The following is an 18,857-nucleotide window of genomic DNA, read 5'->3' as shown; positions in this document are numbered from 1 at the left end:
GAAATCTGTGCAATCTGTTATATCTGTAGCAATCTGTGATCTGGCACAGCGCAGCGTTCGTGTTGCTGTCTCACTGAATCAGAGCAATCTGAAATGCACAGCGCAGCGTTCGTGTTGCTGTCTCACTGAATCAGAGCAATCAGTATAAAAAAGAAAAAGGATAGAAGTCTGTTACTTTGCGCTCGTAACAACGACTTCCATCTGCTTCAGGGACCTGGCCGCGTTCAGGAGCATGGTCTTGTACTCCTCGACGTCAGTCTGGTAGTGCTCCTTAGCCTTGATCGCATCGGCGTCCGTGCCGGCCTTCATTGCCACCAGGCGGTCGGCGGTGTTGTAGATGGTGTCTTTGACCCACATGTCCCGGGTGTCGCCGTCTACGGGGACGATGATCTCCGGCCTGACGCTGAAGATCAGGGTGCCGTCCTGGCCTTTAAAGCTGTTGGGCTTGCCGATGACGGCCACGAACGAGGGTACTTCGATCTCCGACAGGGCCTGAGCGGCCTCGGGCTGGTACTGGCTGGCGTAGATCACGAAGGCGCCGGTAGGATCGCTGACCCGGCCCTTCCAGAACTCTGAGTCGGAGCCGATGTTGGTCTTCTCGGTGAGCGTGCCCACGATGAAGACCCTGTTGCACTTGGCGCCGGTCGGCGTGAGCAGGTACGTCGGGGCGAACTGGTCTTCCCCGTCCTTGTACGTCAGGTTGGAGGCCTGGAACTCTTTGGCGAAGAGGCGCTTGGCTACTTCTCTGGGCATTTATACCGCCCCCACTTTCTTGAGCACTTCGTCCAGCGTGATGTCCCTGGCCGTGCGCTGCATTTCCTTGGCTAACAAATACCGGCCTCCCATGATCGGGCCTTTGACTGTAAAGTATTTGCCGAGCATGATATGCTTGATTTCGTCCAGCACTACGCCTGGGTCTACTGCATCCATGGCCATCTTCTTGGCCATGTTGACGTTGATGCCGGTGACCTGGTAGGTCATCTCCTGGTTCAGGATAATGTCCTGCGCTATCTTACCGTCGTCCAGCACGGCCTTAACGCGGAGGTCGTACTCGCCTTCCTGCTTGCCGTGGTCTACGCAGGCTCCCTTGGTCAGCGGGCGGTTGCACTCGGGGCACCGCTTGATCAGGCCGCTGCCGGACTGCACGTCGACGATGGCGCCGGTCATGATGGTGTCCCCGTCGGCCACTTCCACGTCTTCCGTGGGCACGATGGTCGTAGTCTTGTTGAGCTTCACCGAGAACCGGCTCTGCCACGAGTCGGTGACCATGTTGGTCAGGTAGTAGCTCTTGCCTTCCTCCAGCTTCGGGAGGTCGGACTTGGCGAAGCTGACGAACTTGATGGTGCCAGTCTCGTCACCCAGCATCCCTATCTGGGAGATGCTCGGCTTGTCGTTCTCCCAGATCTGCAGGACTTTCGCCTTCAGCGAGACCCACATGCCGTCCTTGATGATGTCCTTGATCTTGACGAGCTGGGTTTCTCCGCCGCCTCCGGTCTGGGGGCGCTGCAGCTTCAGGTCCCGGACGTACTGGTTCATGACAGTCCTCTTAGCCTCGTCCTCGGGTACCTTGTACTGGTTGACCAGTAAGTCCAGCTTCTGCTCGATCTCCTTCAGGGGCACGTCCGCGCCCATCTGAGAGAACTTCTCTCTCAGTTCTTTCGCAGTATCCTTAACCATGATGTTCCTCAAGTCTCCGTTTTAGTGGTCGGGAGACAATTGAGAGTAGGCGAGGATGGTATATAAGCCACTTCGAAGCGCGGTGAAAGTATTCTGGATTTCATTGAACGAGCCTTCGGCTCGGGCTTATGCGGTCTAGATACTACAAACCTTAAATTGCCATACTAATCGATTAATAAGCCTAAATAAATACCTTGATCTCTGAGTTTACAATGCTCTTTCATTGTGTAAATCGTGCAATAATAATGGCCATTGTAATGGGGTGACAAGAATGACAACCACCTAAGTTATCGACACTCTATTAACGGCCCGGTTCAATGCCATAGCTTCAATTGCGTTCGTAGCTAAAATAATCTTTATTTGATAATATTGATTATATAAATATAATTGAGGAGGGTATTAAATGAGGTTGACTAAGCTAATTGTATTAAGTGTCACTATAGTAGCAGTGTCACTGTTTTCAATGACTGCCGGCGCCATCTACCTGGAGGGCCAGGCGCCCCCGGATGACACGTCCCCGCACATTCTGGCAGCCAGCAGCGGGCTGGCAGATAGTGGCGGCACCAGTCAGGTTGTTACCGAAGGTAGTGCCGGCGGGCTCATGTCACCGATGCTGCCTGCGAGCTTCGGGTATCCCACCCTGTCGGCTGCGGGGATGACGGACATGCGCATGCCTTCCGCCGGCTTTGGGACGCTATGGGGTTGCTGTACGGCGAGTGAAACTCCGGCAGCAGCCGCAGCACCTTGGAGCAAGCTAAGCAGGCCCGGCTTCATCGCGGGTATGCCGTCTCTCAAGTCGATGTGGCCGTCCGGCCGATAGGACACAGGTTCCTGCAGGCTTCCGGTGTACAGGCATACTTGTATGAAAGTGCCCCGCATTGCCCCACCTTTTCTCCCCAGGTCTGACCCGGGAAATATCGGGGATAAAAGGGAAATTCGCCAGTATCTGTCGGGAAACGAGTTAAAAATGGCAGTATGTAGTCACACTGGTGGAGAATATGAGGAACATAAAGGCGATCGTAACAGCCCTGCTTATTATGGCAGCCCTGTCAGCTGTTCTGGCTATGCCTGTGGAAGCAGTTAATGGCGTTAGCTCTGCCTGGGGCGGCAGCTACGGTAGCTACCCGGGAAGCTCATTCGGACTATATCCCGGCACTGGCTGGGGCGGATGGAATCCTGGCGGTTGGGGGTGGCCTCAGGATAACTGGTGGACAAGGCCTGGCTGGGGCAACTGGTATCCGGGAACAGGCGGCGGCTGGGGCGGCTGGTTCAGCGACTGCTATTCGAGGTGTATTTCTCAGGGTTACGGATCAACGTACTGCTCTCAGGTCTGCCCGGTATGACGGGCAGCATCGGATTTTTTGCCGGTCCTGGGGCCTGAGATCGCCACCCGGTCGGGCCTCCGGTACGGTGTATGTGCAGGCATTCGAGCTGAAGAATAAAGCTATTTATATCGTCTGGGTACATTTACACCCATAATGAGCCTGAAGAACCAGCCGGGCAACCCGAAAGTGCAGGCGGTGATCGATCTGCTCCGCAAGGAACACCCTTCCGCGGCCATCGAAACGGTGAGCTACGACGGGGACACCTACGAGCTGATCATCGAGCAGGAGGCCATCGTCTACTTCGTGGGCATCAAGCTGACCCGGGCCACCATGCAGACGGCGGCCAAGCTGAGCCTGTATGCCAAGACGATCGGCCAGCGGTTCCTGGGCAAAAAAGTAGCCATCAAGCTCTACGCTCCGGCCATTACGGCAGATGCCAAAGCGGCGCTCATCAAGTCCGGCGGGACGTTCCAGAAGCTGCCGGCTGGCAAGCCCCGTAAAGCTTCGTCCGATGCTGTGAAGATCACTTCTCCGGGATCGTGGAAGGTGGTCTGCTACTTTTTGAGAAACGACGAGGCCACCATGAACAAGGCCTCCGTCGACACCGGCGTCTCCTATCCGTGGGCGAGGGCGGTAATCAAGAAGCTGGTAGAGATAGGCGCATTCAAGGAAGAGGACAGGAAAGTGAGCCTGGCCAGCCTGGACAAGCTCTTCGAGTACGTGGTGTGGGAGCGGCCCATCAACAGCCTGCGCAGCCTCGAATTCTGCAGCGCCTACGAGGACGAGCAGGAAGCGCTGCACGAGCTGTACTGCAACGTCTCCGGCATCATCCCGAGTTCCGCCTGCGCGCTTTATACGGCGGCCGACCTGTACCTGGAAGGCATCGCTTCCGGCGGATGCATCCAGCTCTACGCCGACGAGAATGCCGCGCTGGTAGTAAAGAGCCTGCTCGGCGAAGGCAACGGCGTGAGCTTCCAGATCTACAGCCCCGACCGGGAGATGGAAGACATCAGCACCATCAACGATATCAGGGTCGTATCCCTCGAGCAGACCATCCTCGACCTCGCCGGCCTCGGCCCGTACGGCGCAGCCTCGGCGAAAGTCATCGCAAGGCACTACCGGCAGATTTCCAGAAAGCCGGACGAAGAATAACCTGTGTCGAACATGGCTCGATGTCCAACCATCACGGCACAACGATACGGAGATAAAGCGACTCACGATAAACCTGCTGGGTAAACAAACCACGGCGGCACAGCGACACCAAGACAGTGGCGAACCACAGTAGAAAGAACTAATGTTCTAACCACGGCGGCACGGCGGCACAGCGATAGTCTATACCTGAGTGGTAAGGCTCTTTTTATTGATCCGCGGCGGCACGGCGGGCTGATAGCACGGAGACAAAACTGCTCAGTATATCGGTGCCGGAGGCCTGGCTGGATTCAACGAGGGTGTTGAAGCCTTTCTGCTATGCGATCGCATATCCAGGCTAAACGATCTGCGATCTAGCAGCTTATGGTTAATGCACTGTCTCCGTGTCGCCGTGAATCATAAAAAAGAGCCTCTTTTTCGTGGTTCGCCATTGTCTCCGTGTCGCCGTGCCGTCGTGGTTTCACTTACCACCCGGTTGTAGTGGATCGCACTGTCTTTGTGTCGCCGTGCCGCCGTGGTTCTAACTTTTGTCGTGATGTTGCGGTTCGCCGATGTCGTGGGGTCGTTATGTTCGCTGTGCTGTTGTGTTTATAAAGAGGCTGTAGCCGTACCCAGAAAAATCTTATATATCAACTTACATTATGAATCACACATGGATAAGCTGAAGCTGCTGGTCATCAACAACTACGGGCAGACGTGCCACCTCATCCACAGGTCTCTCAGGGATTTGGGCATGGACGCGAAGCTCGTCTCAAACACCTCTACGGTAGAGGATATTTTAAATCAGAGCCCTGACGGGCTGGTGTTCAGCGGCGGCCCGACCATGGAGCGGGCGGGCAACGGGGAAAACCTCATCAAGATCGATTTACCGATTCTCGGTATCTGCCTCGGCCACCAGCTGATGGCGAAGGCTTATGGCGGAGAGATCAGGACCGGCCAGTACGGCGGCTTCGCCCGGGTAGACATCGACATCGTCGACGAAGACGCAATCCTCAAGGGTGTCGGGCCGAAGACGGTTGTCTGGGCTTCTCACCAGGACGAGGTAGCGAAGCTGCCTCCCGACTTCACCCTGCTGGCGAAGTCCAACATCTGCGACATCGAGGCCATGAGGCACAAATCTAAGCCACTATTCGGCGTGCAGTGGCACCCCGAAGTTTCTCACACGGAGAAGGGCACTTTGTTGTTACAGAACTTTTTAGAGGTGTGCAGGCAGCGCAAATGAGCCTGACAGAAGAAATCCGTTTATTGCATGCAGAGCTGGCGGCAGCCCGGAAGGCCGATGTGCAGGCGCTCGCCAGCAAGCTTATCGAATCTGATTTTTCCTGTACCCGGTGCTCTAAATGTTGCCGGGGAGCGTTTGGTGATAACACTGTTGCCGTGTTCCCCCGAGAAGTCCGGGCGATCATGGCTGCTTCCGGAAAATCGTGGTTCGAAGTGGTCGAGCCCCCGGAGGGCGAGGATTATGACGATCGGGGCAACCTCCACGTTTTCGAGTGGGTGCTGCGCCGTATGCCGGATGGCGATTGCGTCTTCCTGAAAGACGGGCTGTGTACGGTCTATGAGGCCAGGCCGCACATTTGCCGGACCTACCCCTTCCGGCTGGACTCGGCTGCAATCGAGTCTTACGATTGCGAGGGCGCTGGCAGATGTCCCACCTGTAGTTCTGAGCTAGTATCCCTCGCAGAGGCGCTGATCGCCCGGCGCATCGGGGAACTCGAAGAATCCATCGCTCTGCTGGAGCGGTTTGAGCCTTTCGGGCAAGGTGAGCGAAGCGATAGTCAGTATATTGTAGTCCATGATAGCGAGGGCACGAAATACGTCCGTCGATCGGCAGACGGCCACTACTCTTTTTGTCCCGGCCCCGGGGCCGGCTCTGGCTGAGCCCGGGTAACCTGGGCCTGGCTCTGGCATACCTGTATTTTAAACGGCGCGGGCTTTTATCCGCGCGGCCGAAAACCTTCTTGAGCACATATGTACAGGATGGACTACCGGATCGAGGAAGGCGAGATGGCGCCTGATTTTACGCTGGGGAGGACGGACGGGAAGAAGGTGAGGCTGTACGACTGCAAGAACAAAAAGGCGGTCGTGCTGTTCTTTTACAACCACGAGGACGAGCGTTGTCTGACTCGCCTGTCGGCGATCGGAAAAGACTACCAGCAGTTCAAGGATGCGGGGGCGGTCATCTTTCCGGTCAGCATCATGGCAGCCGAGGATGGCCGGAAGATCAAAGACCAGCTGGGCCTGCCGTTTCCCCTGCTGTGCGACTCGGACCACAGCGTGGCGCACATCTACAAAGTCGCCCAGTGCAGCGGCGAGCAGTCGCACGTCTGTTTCGAGATCATCTCTCACGTGGAAGATCCGCAGATTCTAATCGTTGATCCCAGCGGGATTATCAGGCACCTGCACCGCCTGAACCTGCCCGGGGGCAGCCCTGATAACGAGGTACTGGTCAGGGAGTGCCGGGAAGCGTTCCGATAGGCAGCCGCATGGCGACGGCTAACTAGCTGATTAGCCGCACTCTAAGCGGATTCGACCGACGGGAAGTTCCGGCAGACTTCGGGACGGGTATCGTAGATGCTGCACATCGTCTGCTCGCCTTCGGTCAGGTATTTGCAGCCCGCGGTTTTTGGTATGACGTAGCTGGCTTCGCCGGAGGCGAGGGCGTTGACCATGGCCATAATTCCCGACAAATCCGGCTCTCTGCCCCTGGCTGCACTTTCTACCGTCCGTATAAAATCGAGGCTGCGTTCTGGTCCGGGCGTAGCCGGTGCACAGCCCGGCGGCACTCTCTCGAGCGATTCCAGGATGTCGATGCGGCCCTCGTCTAGCCATCGCCGGATATCTTTCAGGGATACTTCGATCCGCCACTGCCGGCGACAACAGTTGCCGCACCGGCCGCAGTCGGCGTGGGATAGATGCTCCGGGTCCCGGGACATGGGGCAGGTCAGGTACACCTCGTAGGCAAAATAGAGCTGCTCAGTAGAGCATTGAGCGTACGGGCCGCCACGGGCCCAGGTGAAGAACTCCTGCCGGCTCAGCATATATATTTTAGATTATCATTACATCCTTATTTATCTGACTATTACTATTCCACGGCTTGAGGCGTTATCGCCGCATAAACAATCGTATATCCCGAACTCGTGGAAGTTTCTGGTGTACGTGTCGCCATACTTCAGTACGGGCATCCTCTCGTTCCCGATGAAGAGATACCGTTCCTGGGGATCGTGGTTAACCCAGACGACGGTGGCGTTTTTAAACACCCTCACGTTATCCGGCACCAGGGTATTGTTCCTGATCTCCACCACGGTAAAGGAATACGTCAGGTCCCCCCGGGGAAATGGCATCATGGCCTGTACAGTCAGCGTTATTAAAATGGCCACGACAATGAGGAAAATAATGATAAGAAATTTGTTTAATTCCACCATCGTAATCATTTAGCCGGTTCAACTTATAAGCCCGATGAACTGAACTCGCAGCTAACGATGGATACAAATAGGTAATTTGGCGGTGACGTCGCCTGTCGAGCAGACCGGTCAAATGAAAATTGAGACGGCCAGTATTGCGTGGATGAGCGCTAAGATCATAGTAACTCCTGCGATTCTCATGTGGGTGGTGATCGTACCTCTTATCTTGCCCTTCATCAGGCCGTAGCCATAAACTGCAGTCGAGAGGAGCAATGTGATGGTGGCTACACCCAGCCAGACGACGAGGGGAAAGCCTGCTATCATGGTCAAAGCAATATCCGTGAGCGCGCTCATGGCATGATCACTACGAACGATCTGGCCTGCGGGCTAAAAAAGGTTGGCCGTTGATGCCTTCGTTTATTGCACGATCACCCGGCCTTTCATGAACGGATGTACGTCGCAGACGTAATCATAAGTTCCGGCAGTCTCGAACGTGTGGGAGTAGGTTTCTCCTTTGCTCAGCAGAGGCGACTTGAAGTCCCCGAAGTTGACGTCATGCTTTGCCTGGTCCTGGTTTGTCCAGGTGACAGTATCTCCTGCCTGGATAGTGATCTCCTGCGGGGTAAACATGTTGTTCTTCATGTCGACGGCCATTGTAGCTGCCTGGGCAGTTGCCGGGGCCAGCATAGCAACGATGGCGATTACTATAATCATAATTCTGTATCTCATCTCAGACACCATGCCGGAGATAATTGTCCCGCGAGAAAAATGATGTCCGGGAATTTGAGGCCTGACCTGCTCTCAGACCACGTTATTTGTACTCGAAAAAGTCCAGCAGACTTGTGGCAACTTCGGGGTCGTCCAGGGCGCCCACCACTTCTTCCGGAGTCCTGTACGGCCTGGATGCTGCCAGCTTTGCAGCCCTGCTTTTTCCGACCCTCGGCAGGCTCTCCAGGGTTTTCAGGGACGCGTGGTTGACGTCGAGCGGGTATGGGACTGCGGTGATGGACCGGAAGCCGTGGCTGACGACTTTTGCATCTATGACAGCTCCGACTTGAAGATCCGCGGGTATGCCGACCAGAAGCGGGTAAGAGGCGATCTGCCTCCCGAACGCGACGCTGCCTTCCTTCAGTTCCATCCGCACTTCTCTTATGAGTGTGCCGACCGGCACGACTCGCTTTAGCATCTCAAGGTCGATGTGCTCCCTTATTTTTTCCTTGTACGCGTGGAAGATACCTTTGTGCTTATTAGCGATCTTCTCTCCCACGTCCGCCATGCAGGTGCCCTCGAACGGCATGACCTGGCGCACGTTGATCCGCCTGACGAGCAGGTTTTCGGCAAGCAGGGATTCCAAAAACTCGTAGTTGAGCCTGAAAGTGGTCTTGGTCTCTCCCATCAGCCCGTGGACGAAGTTGAGGCCGGGCAGCAGCTCGGGTAATCCCGAGGCTCCCCTGGCGCCTCCGATCTCGTTCACGATCCGGATGGCATCCTTCACTTCTTCCGGCTGCGCCTTCAGGTTGTTGAGCCTGATCACGTGAGGGTCGGCGCTCTCCATGCCGAACGCCGCCACGTCGCCCGAGGTGTGGTGCTTGACGATCGACTTGAGCACCTTACGGCTTTCCTCCGGGTACCGGGCGATGGTGCCCGGGTTGGCGTTGTCCATGTGGAGTACCCTGAGTTGCGGCGCCACCTTGCGGATGCCAGAGTAGAGGCGCTCGATCGCCTCCGGGTTCGGCCTCGGGAATTCTTCGTCGCCGTCAGCCATATACGTCAGGATGTCCGGCTGCCTGCCCAGCCTGAAGTACCGGGCCCCCATGTCGTACAGGGCTGACACCTCTGCCGCTATGTCCGGTACCGGCCTGAAGTCCGGCCGCCCGTAGAACTTTTCGGTGCAGAAGGAGCAGTTGCCCCGGAAGCAGCCCCGGTACGTCTCCAGCTCCATCATCGTATATGGGAAATCGGGGTGCTGAGGGACGATCCTCGCTCCCTTTACAGACCACTGTGCGATCTCCCTGGCCGTCCGGCGTACATCGGGGTCGACGGCCATTCCGTCCTGCACATAACCTGCAACCACCGCTTCAATGTCTCCAGTGGCCACGATGTCGAAGGCGCCGCTCGCTTTAATGCGCTTAGCTGACCGGCCTCCTTCGGTGCCTGCCCCGAACATGGAAACCGGGCCTCCGAGGATCTTCACCGTCTCTATGCCCGCCATGAGCCGCTCCAGCTCCTGCAGGGTGGCCGGGGTGCCTCCCAGGTATTTGCCCGGTACTGTGACGCCGGAGATAACTACTACGAGATCTGCGCTGATAATAGCCTGTAAAATAGACCGGTCTTTTCGCAGCTGATCGATCGTGTAGTACAGCACTTCTCCCGGCAGCGTTCCTGCCACGTACCTCGGGTAAGGCGCCATATACGGAGGCACTCCGAGGCAGGCTGGCTCGTCCACGTAGCCGTCGAGGATGACGGTCCGGCTGATATCAGGCATCATAACACTGAAGGCGTCCTGCTGTATAAAAATGATGCCCGGAAGCATGATCTTTGCTAGCAATCGGCTACGTAACAATTTAATACATTCAAAGCCATCTATCCTGTTAAGGTGGTTAAATGGAAGAAAAATATATGAATGGTATCAAGGCCGGTGTTGCCGGCGGCATTGTTCTGGCAATAGTTGCTATCATCGGGCACTTCCTGCCCCTGATCGGCTGCCTGATCTCCCCGCTGACCTTCATCGTCTGGCTCGCAATCGGCGCAGTGGCAATCTACATCGGACCTAAGGCTGTAACCAAGCTGATGGACGCCGCAATCATCGGTGCCGTCGCTGGTGTAGTTGCTGAGATCATCCTGCTGGTCGTCAACCTGATCCTGGGCATCATCAGCTCGCTGGGCAGCGTCGAAGGCTTTGCGATCACCCTGGTGGCAACCCTCATCGGCGGCGTCATCGGTATCGTAATCGCAGCCGTACTGGCAGCGGTCGTCGCAGTCGTATACACCTACGTCGTGCTGAAGATCACCAAGTAAGCAAGCGAAGGCAGGTACAGCGGTACCTGTCCAATTACTTTTTTATACTCATTTTTACAATCTACTATCCATAAAGTGATCTTTATGGAACTCAAATATTCCCAGGCTATCAAAGCCGGCATCGTCGCCGGTGTCATCATGATCATCCTGATCGTGCTCAACAGTGCGGTCGGTATCATCGGGACGTGGACTACCAGTCTGGTAAGCCTCGGCTCGTGCTGTATTTTTATCGTAGAAATCCTCGTGCTCGTCGGCGCTGGCGCACTTGCCGTGCGGTTTGCCGCGATGGGCCTGAAAGACCTCAACGATGCCTTGATCGTCGGAGCGGTCGCCGGCTTTGTCACGGGCATCATGGCCGCCATCATGGCCGTCATCGTGGCGTTCGTATCGCCCTTCCTCATGGGTACCTACTACGTGGGCACCGAAGCCGAAGACCTCGCAGCCGGGCTCGGAATAGCGGGCATTTCCTCTATGGCGGGCGGTATGTCTTCTCTGTGCTGCTGCGCGCCCTCGTGGATCGTGGTCAGCATCGTGCTGGGGCTCATCGGAGCAGCAGTCTACTACAGCCTCAAGAAATAGCCGCGCCATTCCGCGGCTCAAATTTATTAGACGGCCGGACAGCGATTTTTTCTCTCCCGGCCGCCAATTCCGTAAATAACTAATTACATCTTGCCTGTTGTTTCATCTCTTATGAGGCAGAGGTATCTGCAGGCCATACTGATTGGCATCGTCGCCGGAGTCATCCTGATCATCTCTCACGTAATCTTCGTTGCCGCAGGCTTCACGGGTAGCTTTATCATACCCTTCTTCGGGTGCGCCCTCGGCTGCGTCGAGTGGCTTCTGGTGGCGGCGTTTCTGGCGGGTGTAGGCTGGTATACTGCAAACTATACGTGGGCCAATAAAAGCGATGCCATTACCCTCTCTGCCCTCGCCGGCCTGGCCGCAGGCGTGGTCAACCAGAGCATAGGCCTGCTTGTAGGCCTTATCCTGATACCCATCGCCGGCATCATCGGGGCCATCGCCGGCTACGCTGTTGCCGGAGACTACAATCCGCTGTTCACCGCGGGATTGGCCGGGGCTGCGGGGATAGCACTGGCCCTGTTAGTCATCCTTCTTCAGTTCCTGTTCTGGGTTGTCTTCAGCGTCGTCTTCAGTGCCATAGGCGGCGCCATATATTCAGCTCAGACCCGAAAATAGCCCACTCGGCATATTGATACTTTTTTACTTTCAGGGCCCTCTGACGTAAGCTATAAATCACTAATGTACAATAATGTGAAAATAAGTAAATTGTACTGGTGATTATAAATGACAGAGCAAAAGCTTGAGTATCTCTACAGACTGGACTACTCTCCGGCAGTCGAGTCTGGCATACGGTGGGGCAGGATTGCCGCCATAGTGATCGCAGTCGATCTATTGTTCACGCTGGCCAGTCTGTCCGCTTACTCTTTGATCAGGCAGATGGATATCAGCCTTAGCGTGGAAAGAAGCCTGACCTCGATAGTTGATCTCGGGGAAATCCTCGCGGCAATCGTCTTCTTGCTGTTGCTGGTGGTATTTCTGGCAAGTGGCATCTCCGGCCTAAAAAAGGCTCAGGGCACTGGTTCTCTTGCCCAGGTCGCCTGCTTATCCACGGTGTCCGGCCTCATCACCGGGGCGATGGCAGCCGCTGTTCTGGTGGTCAGCCATGTCGTGATCAGGCTTTATACGATGCCCCAGACTGGCTACGTCACGATGTTCAGCCAGTTCTCCCCCGATGGTATTTTCAATATTCTGCTATGGGTTCCAATTATCGCGCTTGTCGCCGCCGTAGCTGGTATCTGCTACTCGGGTTTCTCCGGGGCGCTAAAGAAAGTGTATTAGGTATTTCAGCATACTGGCTAGGCATACCTGGCCAGCCTTACATTCTCGTCTAAAAAATGTATGAGCTGCCATAGTTATAATCGCATGAAAAATTTGTTATATCGGCTATGGTTATAGGGCCGCCAGGCTCGCCAAGGGCTTTTCGATCAGGATCAGAAGACATCGCTAAAATAAACCTTGGTGTGCTTGGCGGTATCTTCGACTTACACAGGGCCAACTTTTAATTTTTCATAGCCTCTACATGAATATCCAATTTCTCATATGGCGAGTGTTGGCGGTGTTTCAACCCTCGCAGGGCAAACATAAAATTTTTCATACCCCCTACTCAAAAATACCCTTTCCATCCACGAGTCGTTCCTGTAACTTCTTAGAGTGTCGGGTACCATTTACACGAAGTACGCAAGGTACGCGAAGTACGCGAAGTTTTACTATAAAATCATATTACAGCATGCCGTTTTTACCGTACTTTGAGTACTTCGCGTACTTCGCGTACTTCGTGTAAACGGTACGGGTACTCGTATGAATCCTTTCAAGAAGACCTATAATACTATGGCAGAGTGATCCGGGCTAAAAATGAAAATCAAAAAGGCTAAAGCTCTACGTTCAGGAGCTTTAGTAACTTTCTCGCCCACTTCAGCTTCTTCAGCTTCTTCGGCGTCACGTTCGTGTCATCCAGGTCGAACCCGATGATCTTAATGCTTTTAGCCCCGAACTCCTTTGCCAGGAACACGCACCTGTCGCCGTCGGAGAAGCCTCCGAAGTTATAGACGTTTTCCAGCGGCTGTGCCTGCGTAGTCCCCACGACGTGCTTCAGCCGGGGTACCAGCGACTTCACGCTTTCGACGTTATCTGCATGAGCGTGGGCCAGTATGATCGCGCCGTTCGCGTCCGCTTTTAGCAGGTCCTCGTGCGAGCCGTCGAGGTCGGAGACGACGATGTCCGGGACGATACCCTGCCTGAGCAGCGGAGATACGGAACCGTCCGCCGCGATGACCGTGTACTTGTACCACCAGTCGATCTTTTCGATATCCTTCTCGAGCGTGGGCGCTTTGCCGCACACGATCACGTCCCGGCCCCGGATGAGCTCTTCGACTTTTTCGAGGCCCGGGGAAGTGGCCGGGAGGAGGGAGGAGAGCAGCCTCGCAGCTGCCTCATCCCCTTCCGGCGTCCATCCGAAATCGGCCAGGATAGCCTTGTAGTGGGGCTCCCACTCTTCGTACTTCATATCTTTTCCAGCCCTATGGTCATGGGGACGCCTTCAACGTCCCAGTCTTTGACGAAGCCTTGAGTTGGCTTTTCCGGCTTCAGCTCGAGGGAATCAGCCCGGACTTCGCCGGCCGTATAATCCTTCATGCTCTTCACCAGATCGAGCACCTTCTCGTCGCCCACGAAGACTTCCACCCTGATGCGGTCCTCCACGTTCAGGTTCATTTCCTTACGCATGTCCTGGATGCGGCGGATCAGCTCTCTGGTGTAGCCCTCTGCTTCCAGCTCTCTGGATAACGAAACGTCGACGTACACCTTGCCGCCCGGGAAGTCCGCCATGGCGAGGCTCTCGGGGATGACGTCACGGAAGCTGACCATGTCCGACAGGATGTCGAACGAGCCTTCGGGTATCTCGACGATGTACTTCTTCTCCTCCTCGATAGCCTTCCTGACTGCCTTGCCCTCGGCCGCTTTGAGGGCTGCGGTCACTTTGCCCGCTACCGCTTTGAAGATGGGGCCGATCAGCTTGGGGTTGGGCACGACTTCTACTCCGAGTTCGGTGTTCGCCTCACCCGGGGCCAGCACGATGACTTCCTTGGAGTTGGTCTGCTCCCTGATGACTCCTGAGAGGTCTTTGACCGCTGTGACTACGTCCGGGTTCTCGGCCGCCACCACGATCTTCTGGACTGGCCATCTGAGCTTCCTCTTTGCCTTCTGGCGGGCATTGGAGGAGGCTTCCACGATCTTGCGGGCGATGTCCATGTCCCTGTTCAGCTGTTCGTCCAGTAGCGTAGCATCCACTGCGGGCCAGTCGCACATGTGCACCGAGACCGGAGCATTCTGGTCGACGTTTCTGACGAGGTTCTGGTACATGCGCTCTGCCATGTACGGGGTGAACGGCGCGATGAGCTTGACGGTCGTCACTAGCGTGTCGTATAACACCCGGTACGCCGCCAGCTTGTCCGGGTCGTCCGCCTCTACCCAGGTCCTCTCTCTGGCCAGCTGGACGTACCACCTGGACAGGTCTTCGAGGATGAAGCTGGTGATGGCTCTGGTGGCCCTGTGCAGCTCGTAAGTGGTCATATACGTGTCCACGTCCTTGATGACCGCCTGGAGCCTGGACAGAATCCACCTGTCCTCTACCCGGAGGCTGCCTTTGACGGACTCGAAGGTGACCTTCGCGGGGTCGAACTTGTCGAGCACCATGTAGGGCAGCGGGAACCTGTAGACGTTCCAGAAGATGTTGATGGCCCTGTTGATGTTGCCGCACTCTTCCCACGAGAAGCTCAGGTCCTCCCACGGGGCGTTCTGCGACAGTACATAGAGACGCAGCGTGTCTGCGCCGAGCTTCTCCACTACGTCTTCCGGGGCTACGACGTTGCCCAGGCTCTTGGACATCTTTTTACCCGTCTCGTCGAGGGTGAAGCCGTGCATGCACACGCCGTTGTACGGCGCCTTGCCGAAGCCGACCATGCCCGCGCCCAACTGCGAGTAGAACCAGCCTCTGGTCTGGTCGTGGCCTTCCACAATGAAGTCGGCCGGCCACCAGTCCATCAGGTCTTTCTTGGCCGGGAAGTGCAGTGTCGCCCACGACGCCACGGCCGAGTCGAACCAGACGTCGAAGATGTCCTCCACCCTTCTCATTGCACCGCCGCACTCGCATTCCAGCCTGACCTCGTCCACGAAGGGCCTGTGCAGGTCGGGGACTTCCCTGCCGACTTTCCGCTCCAGCTCTTCCTTAGTGCCGACGACGTCCAGGCTGCCGCACTTTTCGCACTTCCAGATGGGGATGGGTATGCCCCAGTACCTCTGCCTGGACACGCACCAGTCCCTGGCGCCGCTCACCCAGTCGTAGAACCGGGCGGAGCCTGCCCATTCGGGGTACCAGTTCACTCTCTTTACTTCGGAGAGCATGTCTTCCTTCATCTTGCTGACCGCGATGAACCACTGGTCAGTGGTGAGGAAGATGATCGGCGTCTTGCACCGCCAGCAGTGGCCGTACCGGTGCTCGATCGTGGTGGCGCCGAGCAGCAGGTTCCGCTGCCTCAGGTCTTCCATGATCTTCGGGTTGGCTTCTCTGATCTCCATGTCTGCGTAGGCGCCGACCGAGTCGTCGTAGTGGCCGTTGGCCTTGACCGGACAGTAAGCCCTGATGCCTTCTTTAAGGCCGAGCTCAAAGTCGTCGAAACCGTGGCCGGGGGCGATGTGGACCATGCCAGTGTTCTCGCCTACCACGAAGTCTGCGAGGTAGACCTTGTGCTCGGTCTCCTTCTGGCATGGTATGAGATCTGCGAGGGGGTGCACGTACTGTGTGCCTTTCAACTCTTCCCCTGTCATGGTCTTGAGCACCTGGTAGTCGGCGTACCGGCCCATCTTCATGACTCCGTCAACAAGGTCTTTGGCTATGATGAGCTTCTCGCCATGCTTCGCATAGAGTTCTTTGACTTTCTCCTCGCCTACGGCCTCCTCCATCTTTGCCACTTTGTCGGCATAGCGCATCGGCTTGGGCCGGCCGTCGGAGTGGTGCTCGACCATTGTAGTGTGGTCCAGGCCCGTCTGCAGTGCAGCTTCTTCCAGCACTGCCGCCGGTATGGCGTACACCATCGCATAGGTGAAGTCCTTGTTGGCAGCGACCGCCATGTTGGCCGGTATGGTCCACGGGGTGGTGGTCCAGATGACCAGGAATCCTTCTTCGTCTTTCAGCGGGAACTTGACGTAGATCGAGTCGTCCTTCCGGTCCGCGTACTCGACTTCCGAGTCGGCGATGGCCGTCTCGCACCGGGGACACCAGTTGACGTTACGCAATCCCCGTTCTAAGAGGTGCTTTTCGTGCGCCTGCTTGATCGTCCACCAGGCGGCCTCGATGTACTCGTTTTTCAGAGTCATGTACGGGTCGTCCCAGTTCATCCAGACGCCCAGTTTCTTAAACTGGGCCGTCATTTCGTGCATGTTGCCGATGGCGAACTTCTTGCACTCTTCGGTGAACTTCGCGACGCCGAACTCTTCGATGTCCTTCTTGGTCTTGAAGCCCAGGAGGCTCTCGACCTTGACTTCGATGGGCAGGCCGTGCATGTCCCAGCCGGGCCTGTCCATGAGATCGTACCCGTTCATGCTGCGGTATCTCAGTACCGAATCCTTGATGATCTTGTTCCAGGCAGTGCCCAGGTGAATGCGGCCCGTAGTATACGGCGGCCCGTCCACGAAGAAAAATTTCTTGCTGCCCAGCCGCTTTTTCCGGGTCAGGGCATACGCATCGCTGGCCCGCCAGAGTTCGTCGACTCCGGCCTCCAGGCTCTTGCTACTGTACTGCTCTTTCTCTTCCTGTATCACGTCTAATTCCTCGCGAAATCGTATACACTAAGTGAGATGTAGTGTGAAAATCTTTGCATGTGCAGAACGGGGATCAGGTTACAAAACGAGGCCATGGCGGCCAATAAAGCAATCCCACGCGTTCAAGTTCATATGCACCGTACTAAAATGATGCCTGCAATACATAAAGTTTATTGTCCCTGGCTCTCCGGCAGAACTGCCGATACGATGGTATTTGAAGGCGGAAACAAAGGACAGTAATATATATACACATCTGACCAAGAAGGTATTGTGGTCTAATGAAGCCAGTTTCCTGCCTGCTACTACTTCCGCTAATTCTGATCGCTGTTACTCTCGCCGGGTGTTGCGGCCCCGTAAACACAGTCAACTTCTCAGGCGATCCTGCCATCGGCACCTGGAACTGGATGAGCACCGGCGGTAGCGCCGGCATTGAGGCCTCGTATACTTTTGCGGCCGACGGCACGTTTACCCGGACCTACAAGCAGGGCTCTACGGTAGAGACGTACTCCGGGACCTGGAGCAAGCCCGACAGCAACACCTATGCGCTGGTCTACAAAGGCAAGAACCCCGGCTTCGACTCAGAGAACCTGTACTACCTGAACCAGACCGGACGCCTGCGGAACGACTCTAACGACTTCTTCCAAAAAGCGGCATAGAAAGAGCCAGAGCTCATCTCTTATAAACCGAGATCCGCACGGGCATGTGGTCACCTGTGAAGAACCCGCCCGCCTCATCTGCGGCCCGCTCGAGCCTCTCGTCCGAGCCTTCGGCTACCGGGCCGAACAGCTCGACGTCGACCAGATCGCCTTCCATTTCCCGGTCGATGTGCCACGTGCCGGCGACAGCTCCGCCGATCAGCACCGTGCTGACAGATTCCCCGAACCGGGTGATCATCCTGTCTAAGTAAAGGCTGGGCACGAAGCGCTCTCGCCTGGCGTACGCTTTCACGTACGGGTCGTCGGCGGCCAGCATGACGATGCCCGAGCCGGGCCTGATATCCCCGATCTCCGGGCCAGCCGCAGCGAAAAACTCGCCAGTGATGCCTTCAACTTCAACCTGCTCCACGGCCTTTCTGTCCAGCACTGAAAGCGCCTCTTTCACAGGAATGCCCAGCCACCAGGCGATATCCTCTGCGCTCACCGGGCCATAGGCGGCCACATACTGCCCTGCAAGCTTCTTGACCGCCTCGTGCCTGTCCATGTCCAGCTTCATCTTGCCGAACCTGCGGGAGAAGAGCGAGTATCTGCCCGGATCCTCGCATGGCGCCCTGCCAGTACCGCCCCTCAGGAGCTCCCACCGCTCCCACATGGCCGTAGCTACAACCGCAACGTTGGTAGATCGCTCCTTTTTCTTACCCTTAGTCCTGACCAGGTCCCTGGACACGCCCGGCTTGAGCCCGTTCTTGAGCTGTGGTAGTGTCTTCTCTTTAGTGCCCAGCCCTTCAATGATCGCAGTCCTGACCCGCCCGTACTCTTCCTCCCCGATGCCCCACCCTTGCAGCAGCGACTTCGCCCTCGCCTCCCGGGACTCGGCTGAAGCGGCGTATACAGCAGGCATCAGGTCTGTGGGGATGACCTGCAGATTGCCCTTCAGGCCCCTGATCCTGGCCAGCTTGCCGCTGGAGAGCGAATTCTGGAAGGCAGCAGGATTAAAATTTTTCACCCGCAGGCTGAGGCTGTAGCAGGTATTTGGGAGGCTGCCTGAGTCTATCGCAACCAGCCTCTTCACCGCCTCCTCGGCGGTGGCGGCTTTGACATTCCCGAGCATTTGCTTTTCCAAAATATGGGCGTTGACTGTGGGGGCGGAGAAAACTTTCATCTATTTCAAATAGTCCTCCGAGGACATTTATCCTTCGCGTGGTAGGAAAAATACTAACAGTTCGGCGCCA

21 protein-coding genes are annotated in these 18,857 nt (G+C 56.3%); 11 read left to right on the top strand and 10 right to left on the bottom strand.

Going from position 1 to position 18,857, the window contains the following annotated elements; all coding sequences use genetic code 11:
• Positions 1-171 precede the first annotated feature (171 nt).
• Complete coding sequence (locus ACPLPM_RS16725; RefSeq protein ID WP_424357906.1) at positions 172-753, bottom strand: RPA family protein; 582 nt, start codon at positions 751-753, stop codon at positions 172-174.
• Complete coding sequence (locus ACPLPM_RS16720; RefSeq protein ID WP_424357905.1) at positions 754-1,677, bottom strand: replication factor A; 924 nt, start codon at positions 1,675-1,677, stop codon at positions 754-756. It lies immediately after the preceding gene.
• A gap of 403 nt (positions 1,678-2,080) precedes the next feature.
• Between ACPLPM_RS16720 and ACPLPM_RS16715 the strand changes: the two genes are divergently transcribed.
• The 6 genes from ACPLPM_RS16715 (at position 2,081) to ACPLPM_RS16690 (ending at position 6,629) form a co-directional block, all read left to right on the top strand.
• Positions 2,081-2,497, top strand: a complete 417-nt coding sequence (locus ACPLPM_RS16715) for a hypothetical protein (protein WP_424357904.1) — start codon at positions 2,081-2,083, stop codon at positions 2,495-2,497.
• 178 nt (positions 2,498-2,675) lie between these two features.
• A complete protein-coding gene (locus tag ACPLPM_RS16710; protein WP_424357903.1) occupies positions 2,676-3,020 on the top strand; it encodes a hypothetical protein in 345 nt (114 codons plus the stop codon).
• A 135-nt stretch (positions 3,021-3,155) separates the two neighbouring features.
• Entirely contained in the window at positions 3,156-4,154 is a 999-nt protein-coding gene (locus tag ACPLPM_RS16705) for a hypothetical protein (protein ID WP_424357902.1), read from the top strand.
• Between the two features lie 649 nt (positions 4,155-4,803).
• Complete coding sequence (locus ACPLPM_RS16700; RefSeq protein WP_424357901.1) at positions 4,804-5,373, top strand: GMP synthase subunit A; 570 nt, start codon at positions 4,804-4,806, stop codon at positions 5,371-5,373.
• A complete protein-coding gene (locus ACPLPM_RS16695) occupies positions 5,370-6,032 on the top strand; it encodes a YkgJ family cysteine cluster protein (RefSeq protein WP_424357900.1) in 663 nt (220 codons plus the stop codon). The genes ACPLPM_RS16700 and ACPLPM_RS16695 overlap by 4 nt, the downstream gene beginning before the upstream one ends.
• 90 nt (positions 6,033-6,122) lie before the next feature.
• Positions 6,123-6,629 carry a peroxiredoxin family protein gene (locus tag ACPLPM_RS16690; RefSeq protein ID WP_424357899.1) on the top strand — a complete coding sequence of 169 codons (507 nt, stop codon included), beginning with the start codon at positions 6,123-6,125 and terminating at the stop codon, positions 6,627-6,629.
• A gap of 41 nt (positions 6,630-6,670) precedes the next feature.
• Here ACPLPM_RS16690 and ACPLPM_RS16685 read toward each other — a convergent pair whose 3' ends face one another.
• The 5 genes from ACPLPM_RS16685 to ACPLPM_RS16665 form a co-directional block, all read right to left on the bottom strand.
• Positions 6,671-7,192: a YkgJ family cysteine cluster protein gene (locus ACPLPM_RS16685; RefSeq protein WP_424357898.1), complete on the bottom strand. Its 522-nt coding sequence runs from the start codon at positions 7,190-7,192 to the stop codon at positions 6,671-6,673.
• A gap of 30 nt (positions 7,193-7,222) precedes the next feature.
• Complete coding sequence (locus tag ACPLPM_RS16680; RefSeq protein ID WP_424357897.1) at positions 7,223-7,531, bottom strand: hypothetical protein; 309 nt, start codon at positions 7,529-7,531, stop codon at positions 7,223-7,225.
• A 153-nt stretch (positions 7,532-7,684) separates the two neighbouring features.
• Positions 7,685-7,909 (bottom strand): hypothetical protein, encoded by a 225-nt coding sequence (locus ACPLPM_RS16675; protein ID WP_424357896.1) that lies wholly within the window; start codon positions 7,907-7,909, stop codon positions 7,685-7,687.
• Positions 7,910-7,972: 63 nt separating this feature from the next.
• Positions 7,973-8,269: a cupredoxin domain-containing protein gene (locus tag ACPLPM_RS16670; RefSeq protein WP_424357895.1), complete on the bottom strand. Its 297-nt coding sequence runs from the start codon at positions 8,267-8,269 to the stop codon at positions 7,973-7,975.
• Between the two features lie 97 nt (positions 8,270-8,366).
• Positions 8,367-10,040, bottom strand: a complete 1,674-nt coding sequence (locus ACPLPM_RS16665) for a radical SAM protein (protein ID WP_424360005.1) — start codon at positions 10,038-10,040, stop codon at positions 8,367-8,369.
• Between the two features lie 119 nt (positions 10,041-10,159).
• Here ACPLPM_RS16665 and ACPLPM_RS16660 point away from each other — a divergent pair, with 119 nt between their 5' ends.
• The 4 genes from ACPLPM_RS16660 (at position 10,160) to ACPLPM_RS16645 (ending at position 12,433) form a co-directional block, all read left to right on the top strand.
• Positions 10,160-10,573, top strand: a complete 414-nt coding sequence (locus ACPLPM_RS16660) for a hypothetical protein (protein ID WP_424357894.1) — start codon at positions 10,160-10,162, stop codon at positions 10,571-10,573.
• Positions 10,574-10,657: 84 nt separating this feature from the next.
• Positions 10,658-11,152: a hypothetical protein gene (locus ACPLPM_RS16655; protein WP_424357893.1), complete on the top strand. Its 495-nt coding sequence runs from the start codon at positions 10,658-10,660 to the stop codon at positions 11,150-11,152.
• Positions 11,153-11,263: 111 nt separating this feature from the next.
• Positions 11,264-11,770, top strand: coding sequence for a hypothetical protein (locus ACPLPM_RS16650; RefSeq protein ID WP_424357892.1), 507 nt, complete (start codon positions 11,264-11,266; stop codon positions 11,768-11,770).
• A gap of 108 nt (positions 11,771-11,878) precedes the next feature.
• On the top strand, positions 11,879-12,433 hold the full coding sequence (locus tag ACPLPM_RS16645) for a hypothetical protein (protein ID WP_424357891.1): 555 nt from the start codon (positions 11,879-11,881) through the stop codon (positions 12,431-12,433).
• Between the two features lie 589 nt (positions 12,434-13,022).
• Here ACPLPM_RS16645 and ACPLPM_RS16640 read toward each other — a convergent pair.
• Complete coding sequence (locus ACPLPM_RS16640) at positions 13,023-13,658, bottom strand: 6-hydroxymethylpterin diphosphokinase MptE-like protein (protein ID WP_424357890.1); 636 nt, start codon at positions 13,656-13,658, stop codon at positions 13,023-13,025.
• A complete protein-coding gene (ileS, locus tag ACPLPM_RS16635) occupies positions 13,655-16,969 on the bottom strand; it encodes an isoleucine--tRNA ligase (protein ID WP_424357889.1) in 3,315 nt (1,104 codons plus the stop codon). Before ileS ends, ACPLPM_RS16640 begins: the two co-directional genes overlap by 4 nt.
• Before the next feature lie 278 nt (positions 16,970-17,247).
• Here ileS and ACPLPM_RS16630 point away from each other — a divergent pair, with 278 nt between their 5' ends.
• Positions 17,248-17,625 (top strand): hypothetical protein, encoded by a 378-nt coding sequence (locus ACPLPM_RS16630; protein WP_424357888.1) that lies wholly within the window; start codon positions 17,248-17,250, stop codon positions 17,623-17,625.
• 13 nt (positions 17,626-17,638) lie between these two features.
• Here the strand turns inward: ACPLPM_RS16630 and ACPLPM_RS16625 are convergent, their stop codons facing one another.
• Positions 17,639-18,787 carry a winged helix DNA-binding domain-containing protein gene (locus tag ACPLPM_RS16625; RefSeq protein ID WP_424357887.1) on the bottom strand — a complete coding sequence of 383 codons (1,149 nt, stop codon included), beginning with the start codon at positions 18,785-18,787 and terminating at the stop codon, positions 17,639-17,641.
• Positions 18,788-18,857: the final 70 nt, after the last annotated feature.

Origin of the sequence: Methanocella sp. MCL-LM, assembly GCF_049676595.1 — an archaeon.
Classification (GTDB): Archaea; Halobacteriota; Methanocellia; order Methanocellales; family Methanocellaceae; genus Methanocella_A.
Note: the sequence above shows the minus strand (reverse complement) of the source record. Positions and strands in the feature narration are given on the sequence as shown.

Bases quoted from the DNA above. Each gene is read 5' to 3' on its own strand.
- ACPLPM_RS16715 (WP_424357904.1), top strand. From the start codon at position 2,081: ATGAGGTTGACTAAGCTAATTGTATTAAGTGTCACTATAGTAGCAGTG.
- ACPLPM_RS16665 (WP_424360005.1), bottom strand. From the start codon at position 10,040: ATGCCTGATATCAGCCGGACCGTCATCCTCGACGGCTACGTGGACGAG.
- ACPLPM_RS16645 (WP_424357891.1), top strand. From the start codon at position 11,879: ATGACAGAGCAAAAGCTTGAGTATCTCTACAGACTGGACTACTCTCCG.
- ACPLPM_RS16630 (WP_424357888.1), top strand. From the start codon at position 17,248: ATGAAGCCAGTTTCCTGCCTGCTACTACTTCCGCTAATTCTGATCGCT.
- ACPLPM_RS16695 (WP_424357900.1), top strand. From the start codon at position 5,370: ATGAGCCTGACAGAAGAAATCCGTTTATTGCATGCAGAGCTGGCGGCA.
- ACPLPM_RS16640 (WP_424357890.1), bottom strand. From the start codon at position 13,658: ATGAAGTACGAAGAGTGGGAGCCCCACTACAAGGCTATCCTGGCCGAT.
- ACPLPM_RS16725 (WP_424357906.1), bottom strand. From the start codon at position 753: ATGCCCAGAGAAGTAGCCAAGCGCCTCTTCGCCAAAGAGTTCCAGGCC.
- ACPLPM_RS16650 (WP_424357892.1), top strand. From the start codon at position 11,264: ATGAGGCAGAGGTATCTGCAGGCCATACTGATTGGCATCGTCGCCGGA.
- ACPLPM_RS16720 (WP_424357905.1), bottom strand. From the start codon at position 1,677: ATGGTTAAGGATACTGCGAAAGAACTGAGAGAGAAGTTCTCTCAGATG.
- ACPLPM_RS16685 (WP_424357898.1), bottom strand. From the start codon at position 7,192: ATGCTGAGCCGGCAGGAGTTCTTCACCTGGGCCCGTGGCGGCCCGTAC.
- ACPLPM_RS16700 (WP_424357901.1), top strand. From the start codon at position 4,804: ATGGATAAGCTGAAGCTGCTGGTCATCAACAACTACGGGCAGACGTGC.
- ACPLPM_RS16660 (WP_424357894.1), top strand. From the start codon at position 10,160: ATGGAAGAAAAATATATGAATGGTATCAAGGCCGGTGTTGCCGGCGGC.
- ACPLPM_RS16710 (WP_424357903.1), top strand. From the start codon at position 2,676: ATGAGGAACATAAAGGCGATCGTAACAGCCCTGCTTATTATGGCAGCC.
- ACPLPM_RS16625 (WP_424357887.1), bottom strand. From the start codon at position 18,787: ATGAAAGTTTTCTCCGCCCCCACAGTCAACGCCCATATTTTGGAAAAG.
- ACPLPM_RS16670 (WP_424357895.1), bottom strand. From the start codon at position 8,269: ATGATTATAGTAATCGCCATCGTTGCTATGCTGGCCCCGGCAACTGCC.
- ACPLPM_RS16690 (WP_424357899.1), top strand. From the start codon at position 6,123: ATGTACAGGATGGACTACCGGATCGAGGAAGGCGAGATGGCGCCTGAT.
- ACPLPM_RS16675 (WP_424357896.1), bottom strand. From the start codon at position 7,909: ATGAGCGCGCTCACGGATATTGCTTTGACCATGATAGCAGGCTTTCCC.
- ACPLPM_RS16705 (WP_424357902.1), top strand. From the start codon at position 3,156: ATGAGCCTGAAGAACCAGCCGGGCAACCCGAAAGTGCAGGCGGTGATC.
- ACPLPM_RS16655 (WP_424357893.1), top strand. From the start codon at position 10,658: ATGGAACTCAAATATTCCCAGGCTATCAAAGCCGGCATCGTCGCCGGT.